This is a genomic window from Gilliamella sp. X-46 (assembly GCF_057063525.1).
The window spans coordinates 56,138-63,693 of the sequence record NZ_JBXSQH010000012.1; the positions used below are offsets into that span (position 1 = coordinate 56,138).

6 protein-coding genes are annotated in these 7,556 nt (G+C 40.3%); 3 read left to right on the plus strand and 3 right to left on the minus strand.

Features of this window, described 5'->3' with window-relative positions:
* Positions 1 to 31: 31 nt before the first annotated feature.
* Complete coding sequence (gene edd / locus ACYIAJ_RS08395) at positions 32 to 1,837, plus strand: phosphogluconate dehydratase (RefSeq protein ID WP_483564650.1); 1,806 nt, start codon at positions 32 to 34, stop codon at positions 1,835 to 1,837.
* Positions 1,838 to 1,882: 45 nt separating this feature from the next.
* Here the strand turns inward: edd and ACYIAJ_RS08400 are convergent, their stop codons facing one another.
* Entirely contained in the window at positions 1,883 to 3,604 is a 1,722-nt protein-coding gene (locus ACYIAJ_RS08400) for a thiamine pyrophosphate-dependent enzyme (protein ID WP_483564651.1), read from the minus strand.
* A gap of 339 nt (positions 3,605 to 3,943) precedes the next feature.
* Here ACYIAJ_RS08400 and ACYIAJ_RS08405 point away from each other — a divergent pair, with 339 nt between their 5' ends.
* Together ACYIAJ_RS08405 and ACYIAJ_RS08410 are read left to right on the plus strand one after the other, a co-directional pair.
* Positions 3,944 to 5,731: an SLC13 family permease gene (locus ACYIAJ_RS08405; RefSeq protein ID WP_483564654.1), complete on the plus strand. Its 1,788-nt coding sequence runs from the start codon at positions 3,944 to 3,946 to the stop codon at positions 5,729 to 5,731.
* A gap of 66 nt (positions 5,732 to 5,797) precedes the next feature.
* Complete coding sequence (locus ACYIAJ_RS08410; protein ID WP_483564652.1) at positions 5,798 to 6,076, plus strand: hypothetical protein; 279 nt, start codon at positions 5,798 to 5,800, stop codon at positions 6,074 to 6,076.
* Positions 6,077 to 6,779: 703 nt separating this feature from the next.
* On the opposite strand, the gene ACYIAJ_RS08415 is transcribed toward ACYIAJ_RS08410, so the two are convergent.
* The gene (locus ACYIAJ_RS08415) at positions 6,780 to 7,199 is read right to left on the minus strand and encodes a four helix bundle protein (protein WP_483564653.1); all 420 of its coding nucleotides are present in this window, start codon (positions 7,197 to 7,199) and stop codon (positions 6,780 to 6,782) included.
* Positions 7,200 to 7,249: 50 nt separating this feature from the next.
* Positions 7,250 to 7,423, minus strand: a complete 174-nt coding sequence (locus ACYIAJ_RS08420; RefSeq protein ID WP_160401909.1) for a hypothetical protein — start codon at positions 7,421 to 7,423, stop codon at positions 7,250 to 7,252.
* Positions 7,424 to 7,556 lie beyond the last annotated feature (133 nt).

Here is a 7,556-nt window from a genome sequence, read left to right on the forward strand (position 1 = left end):
AGCGAACAAAGAAAACAAAGAAGAGGTCAATGTGAATTCAACTGTCCAAGCTGTAACAAAACGAATTATTGAACGTTCAAAAGCATCACGCGAAGCTTATTTACAAAAAATAGAAAGGGCAATAAGCAACAAAGTCACCCGCGCCAGTTTGCCTTGTAGTAATTTGGCCCATGGTTTTGCCGCTTGTTGTATTGATGACAAAAACGATCTAAAAAATATACTAAAAAGCAACATTGGCATCATCAGCTCTTACAACGACATGCTTTCAGCGCACAAACCTTACGAATTTTACCCTGAACAAATCCGCAAAGTGCTTCACGAAGTGGGCGCGGTTGGACAAATGGCGGGAGGGGTACCTGCAATGTGCGATGGGGTTACCCAAGGTGAACCCGGAATGGAGCTGTCATTAATGAGCCGAGACATCATTGCCATGTCTGTTGCAGTTGGTCTTTCACACAATATGTTTGATGGCGCTTTATACCTTGGCATTTGCGACAAAATCGTACCGGGATTATTTGTCGGCGCATTAACCTTTGGACATTTACCTGCCATTTTCATACCTGCAGGACCCATGCCATCAGGATTAGCGAATAAAGAAAAAGTCCGAATTCGCCAGCTTTATTCAGAAGGTAAAGCAACGCGTGAAGATTTGTTAGAATCAGAATCAGCCTCGTATCACACAAGCGGAACTTGTACCTTTTATGGCACCGCCAACAGTAACCAAATGGTAATTGAATTGATGGGGTTACATTTACCCGGTGCTGCATTTGTTCAGCCAGAAACAGCGTTACGCTTTGAATTAACCAACGCAGCAGCCAAACAAATTACTCGCCTAACTCAACAATCAGGTAACTACATGCCTGTTGGCAAAATGGTGGACGAAAAGGTCATCGTGAATGGACTCGTTGCATTACTCGCAACTGGTGGGTCAACCAATTTAACTATGCACATAGTGGCGATGGCAAAAGCGGCAGGAATTATTATTAATTGGGATGATATATCAGACCTATCAACCGCCGTACCACTACTTTGCCGAATTTACCCAAATGGTCCAGCCGACATCAACTACTTCCAAGCAGCTGGTGGCACAGCTTTATTAGTGAGGGAATTATTGGCAGGTGGTTTACTACATGAAGATGTTGAAACAGTTGCAGGACACGGCCTAAGCCGCTATACCAAAGAGCCAATATTAGAAAATGGCCAACTTGTTTTCCGCGAAGGTCCAACCAAATCATTAGACGAAAACGTCATTGCTTCAATACACAAACCATTTAACTCACATGGTGGGCTAAAAGTCATGTCAGGCAACCTTGGGCGAGCGGTAATGAAAACATCGGCTATCGCGCCAGAGCACCAAATTATCGAAGCCCCAGCCGTTGTTTTCAATAGCCAATACGATTTAGATGCTGAATATAAAGCGGGCAAATTAGATAAAGACTGCGTAGTTGTTGTACGCTATCAAGGCCCCAAAGCCATTGGCATGCCAGAATTACATAAACTAATCACACCGCTAGGCGTACTACAAGATAAAGGTTACAAAGTTGCCTTATTAACCGATGGTCGACTATCGGGCGCGTCAGGCAAAGTGCCGGCGGCTATCCATGTCACACCAGAAGCTTATGATGGTGGTTTATTAAGTAAAGTCCAAGATGGCGACATGATCCGCGTTAATGGACAAACTGGCGAAATCACACTACTTGTCGACGAAGCAGAACTAACCAAACGCCAACCAGCCCCATTTGATCTCACCGATTCTCATCAAGGTTGTGGACGTGAACTTTTCACTATTATCCGTGAAAATTTAACCTCAGCAGAAGAAGGCGCTGTCAGCTTCTAGTACCAACACTCTGCCGCATATAGCGGCAGAGATCTTAAGTATAAATTACTTCTTGATAAAATTATCTACCAACAAATTAACAACATCCCCCATTTTTCCGTGTAATGAAGCTTTTACGCTATAAAGAGCCATCCCCATAACTTGCGATGGTAGAATTTCAGGAGGCATGACTAACTCATTAGAGCTGGTTTTCACATCTAACAAGGCAGGGCCGGAGTGCGATAAAAATGATTGCATCGCCTCCTCAAGTAAATCAGAGCTATCAACTCTTATGGCAAATAGTCCCATGGATTCGGCAACTTTGGCAAAATTAGGATTTTGTAAATCGGTATAGTGATCAACCAACCCTTCAGATTTCTGCTCCAATTCGACAAAGTTGAGAGAACTATTATTAAGCACAATAATTTTGATTGGCAACTTTTCTTGAATTGTGGTTAACAAGTCACCCATCAACATACTAATACCCCCATCACCTGATAAAGTAATAACTTGCCGATTAGGAAATGCTTTTTGAACACCTAATGCTTGTGGCATTGCATTTGCCATTGTGCCATGTTTTAAGCTAATTACTGTGCGCCTTTTTCCATTGGTATTAAAATGTCGACAAGCCCAAACCATAGCGGAACCGACATCGGCACAAAGCACGGCATCTTCTGCTGCATATTTATCAACAAGCTCGGTTAAATATTGAGGATGAATTGTTGTTTGCGAAGGCACTGCTTTCTTATTCAATTTATTCATCGATTTGGTATACAATTCACGGCATTTTTCTAAAAAACGACTATCTTTTTTTTCATCAACTAAAGGAATTAAAGCTGCCAACGTTGGTTTACTGCTACCGACAACCCCAACACTCACAGGATGACGTCGTCCTAGATGGGTCGCATCAATATCAACTTGAATAATAGTGGCTTTATCTGGATAAAACTGCGACCATGCAAAATCAGCACCTAACATAAGCAGTACATCACATTCTTTAATCGCCGTCGTTCCCGACTCCATACCAAACATCCCCGTCATACCCACATTATACGGATTATCATATTCAACAAAATCCTTACCTCTAGAGGTATGCACAATAGGCGATTTTAATTTTTCAGCAAGCCCAACAAGTTCATCATGAGCTTCACAGACACCTTGCCCAGCAAAAATAGCGATTTTTTGATTTTTATTGAGTATTTCAGCAATTTGATTAAGCTCTTCATTAGATGGACGAATAACCGGTTTAGGGTGATAAATCTTATGCCCGCTATTATCCTCTACTTTAACTAAACTAATATTATAAGGTATCACTAAAACTGCCACACCGCGTTGATTAATTGCGGCTTGAACTGCGGCTGTCGTTATTTGTCTTGCTTGAGTAGGATCATTGATTTCCTGACAAAATACAGAACAGTTTTTATAAATAGATTCAAAATCGACTTCTTGCGGAAAATCAGTACCTTTTTGTGAAGTCACTAGCTGACTTGCCAATAAAATAACCGGCACTTTATTACGTTGAGCTTCGTAAATACCGTTAATAAAATGCAAACTTCCCGGACCACACGAACCGGCACAAGCCGTAATTTGATCAGTTAAATATGCTTCTGCTCCTGCTGCAAAAGCGCCAACCTCTTCATGGCGGACATGCACCCATTCGATATTACTTTTTTTAATAGAAGAAGTAATATAATTCAAGGTATCACCAACAATACCATAACAATGTTTAACGCCAGCTTCGGACAAAACATCAACGATAATTTGTGCAACAGTTTTTTTTGACGACATACTTTCTCCTAAAAAATTACGGGTTAAATAATTTAAATTACTTAAATTACACCTACTTTCCCATAATGCGAATAGGCGATAAAAAAAACAGCAAAAAATGTTAAAAATGTCATAATAGAACAAATTTTGTCATATAAACTTAATGCAAAAATATTCCCTATTGCAATAAATCAAGGTATTATGTCCAAAATCTAATCGGCATTTATAGAGCTACTTTTTGTGGAACATTTGTCACCTGAGCATAATTTAGTATCATCAATTACACAATTCTTACCGAATGACTTTATTGAATACTACCCACTGATTACCGTTTGCTTATTATTATTAATAGCCATTTTAATGTTTTCATTCAGCAAATTAAGAATGGACATTATCGCCCTACTCACCATCACGGCAATCACCATCACAGGCGTATTAACCCCTACCGAAGCACTATCAGGATTTAGCGATCCCAACATCATTTTAATTGCGCTACTCTTTGTTATTGGTGAAAGCCTTGTCAGAACCGGCATATCATACAAAATGAGCGAATACATATTAAAAATCGCGGGCAAAAACGACATACGCATCATCACCTGCATCATGCTAGGTGCCGCCTTACTAGGTTCAATAATGAGCTCAACAGGCGTTGTTGCTATCTTTATCCCCGTTGCCATTAGCATTGCAAATCATACAGGTATTCACGTCAAAAAATTAATGATGCCACTATGCATAGCAGCACTCATTAGCGGCATGATGACATTAGTCGCAACGGCGCCAAACCTAGTTGTTAATAGTGAATTAAACCGCTCGGCATTAACTGAGTTCAGCTTCTTCTCGATTACGCCAATTGGCATTGGTGTTCTAATTGTTGGTGTGACTTATTGCCTACTAACACGCAATTGGCTACTCACTGCCGAACAAATCACCCCAAACAACACCCAACCGCAAAGACGCAAAATTACCGACCTTATTCGCGACTACAAATTAATTGGCCGTGCCCATCGAGCACAAATACTAGCAGGCTCGCCTTTTGTTGGACGCACTATCGATGGCCTACATTTACGTAGCAAGCATGGCGTAAATGTTATTGGTATTGAACGTTGGCGCAAATTTCACAAAGTATTAATTTCTGTTAATGGCTCAACCGAATTTCGTGAAAATGACATATTACTGCTAGACATGTCACACTCCGAAGCCGATTACCGTACTTTTTTAACCACCAATAACCTTGAACCCAAAATATTGCGTGGTGAGTATTTTTCGGAACAAGTAAAACAAGTCGGCATGGCCGAAGTCGCTCTACTACCGGAATCAACACTGTGTGGCAAAACACTCAACGAAATCAATTTCAGAGGGAAATACTTCCTAACAGTCATCGGCATATGGCGTAATCACGCTCCGGTTGAAACCAACAACCTATTCCAAGAGCGTTTAGAAATGAGCGACACATTATTAGTCTGTGGTGATTGGGGATCGATTCAAAAATTACAAACTCGCACCAATGATTTTGTTGTATTAGACTACCCAGCAGACATTGACGACATAGCGCCAGCAAGCAGCCAAGCGCCGGCAGCATTAATCAACTTAGCTATAATGATAACCTTAATGGTTACCGGCATTGTACCCAACGTAGTTGCGGCCTTAATTGCCTGCTTACTTATGGGCGCCACGCGTTGCATTGACATGACTAACGCTTATAAATCCATACACTGGCCCACCTTAATTTTAATTATTGGCATGATGCCTTTTGCACTCGCTCTCAATAAAACGGGTGGAATTTCGCTCATATCCGCTTGGCTTGAAGTTCACCTATCCTCGTTCGGCCCCTATATGGTGCTAACATTTATTTTCTTATTATGTTCAACAATTGGATTATTTATATCTAATACCGCAACCGCTATTTTAATTGCGCCAATCGCCATTGATTTAGCACTAAAATTTGGTTACTCGCCCTACCCATTTGCCATGACGGTTGCCATTGCCACCTCCGCCTCATTTATTACCCCCGTATCATCACCAATAAAAACCATGGTGGTTGCACCGGGTGGGTATAGTTTTGGGGATTTTGTTAAAATTGGGGTGCCGTTAACGTTTTTGGTTATGGCGGTGGATATTGCTTTAGTGCCGGTGTTTTTCCCGTTTTAAAGCCTAGCTATGATAATGATTGAAAAATAAGAGAATTAAAAAATGATCAATTTTTTACAAACTATTATGGGACTTGCAGTTTTTGCTGCATTAATTATCGGATTGTTGACTTTCGTAGGCTTATTTATTCGATTGTTATGTAACGTAATTATAAAGCAAGTAAAATTAGATAGAATAAGTGATGAAATATTGATACAACACTATAATATGTTTAAAAAATACAAAGATAGTGTTTTTTTGGCATTTTTATGCTACGGCATTCTTTATCTGTATGGTATGAAATTAAATCAAAAAGCTTTTGAAGTTTATCAACAATGTATGATTAAACGTAGTTTACCTTTGTAATTTTCACTCACCAATTTAAACTATAATGATGGCAATATCGCTATTGTGATTAATTTGTCAACGATAGTTTGGTTCAGGACAAAACATCCTTGTTTGGCGTGTTGACCTCGCGCGGTTGTCGGCACATTCTGATGTTTTTGTGAGGCGGTTTTTGTTAAAAAACAGCCAGAAAAAACTTTAATAAAATCAATACGTTTCCTGACCGATTTTTGGCGGAAAATCAGGCCTTTTTTAGTGAATAGGATGGATTGGGTGCGGTGGTTTCGGACGTTTTGACCTATAGTGAACAAAATAGCCACAGTGACCACGTCCGAGTCAGGGAATTAAAGCGAATTCCCTAACAACCCACGCTTTGGCTGCAGAATGTGGCCTGCGGCTGCCCTCCGCCGTCGCTCGGTCTTAACGCACCGGCTATGATTCGCTCCCGGCGAAGCATAGCCTCGCCAAACATCCTTGTTTGGCGTGCTAACCTCGCTCTGTTGTCGGCACATTCTGACGCCGGAATAGGACAAATAACATAGTCATCGTTTTTGGGAAAGTTGTTGTGCTTTTTGTTAGGCGGTTTTTGTAAAAAAAACAGCCAGAAAAAATTTAATAAAATCAATACCTTTTCTGACCGATTTTTGTGAGTAAATAAGGTGTTTTTTGTGAAATAAAAACGTTTAAATTAATGCGTTTTTTTAATTTTGTTTTTGTTTTAGCCTTAGCTTAAATCCTCATCATTCATCTGCGCCATAAACCAATGTTGCCAACCCGTGGTCTGCTTTTGGATGTTGTCGATGGATTGGTTGAATAAAGCAAAAGCACCGTGTGATATCATTTTCATTTTCCAACCTACACACAATAGCCCTTTGATAACATCTAACGAGGCGCGAATATGTTGTAACTGTTTAATGGCGGATTGGCATTCTTTGATGTTATCTCGGTCAACTATATTAGATAATACTGCAGAGCGAATTGCCCCAGTTAGCTCGGTCAATATCGCTTCGCCAGTGGTAAATTTAAAGGATTTAGGTAAGTGGCAATGCGTTTGCCAATAGCATTGGTATAATGTCACTAAATCATTAAATATTTTAGGTTGAACAAAAGTTGATTGAGTAAAGTTAGGTAATTTATTGTGCATAATTGTCCTACAAAACAGAAAACCGTTTACATCTATTAACTCCAATTCACTCATAGCAGGGCACACTGTAATAAGGCCTCGGTGCAAACAGCATAGTTGCTATTGGAAGCACTGTTGCTGTTGACATTGCCGTTGTTCGAGTTGACATTGAACCCATTGCTACCTGTTGCGTCGCTTGTCCAGTAGTTGTTGTTGACGAAGCCCGCATCAGCGTAGTTGTTCATGTTGCCCGTTTTTGCACCTTAATCTTAATACTACCAGCTTACTGCGTTGCCGCATTCGCCCTTAAATAACGTAAAAAGCCATTTGTAACTTTTTCTGACTTTTCCCGTGAAAGGTGCTGACCTTATTTGTAGC

Coding starts and splice junctions, on each gene's coding strand:
- ACYIAJ_RS08405 (WP_483564654.1), top strand. CDS start 3,944: ATGTTTTCATTCAGCAAATTAAGAATGGACATTATCGCCCTACTCACC.
- ACYIAJ_RS08420 (WP_160401909.1), bottom strand. CDS start 7,423: ATGAACAACTACGCTGATGCGGGCTTCGTCAACAACAACTACTGGACA.
- ACYIAJ_RS08410 (WP_483564652.1), top strand. CDS start 5,798: ATGGGACTTGCAGTTTTTGCTGCATTAATTATCGGATTGTTGACTTTC.
- ACYIAJ_RS08400 (WP_483564651.1), bottom strand. CDS start 3,604: ATGTCGTCAAAAAAAACTGTTGCACAAATTATCGTTGATGTTTTGTCC.
- ACYIAJ_RS08415 (WP_483564653.1), bottom strand. CDS start 7,199: ATGCACAATAAATTACCTAACTTTACTCAATCAACTTTTGTTCAACCT.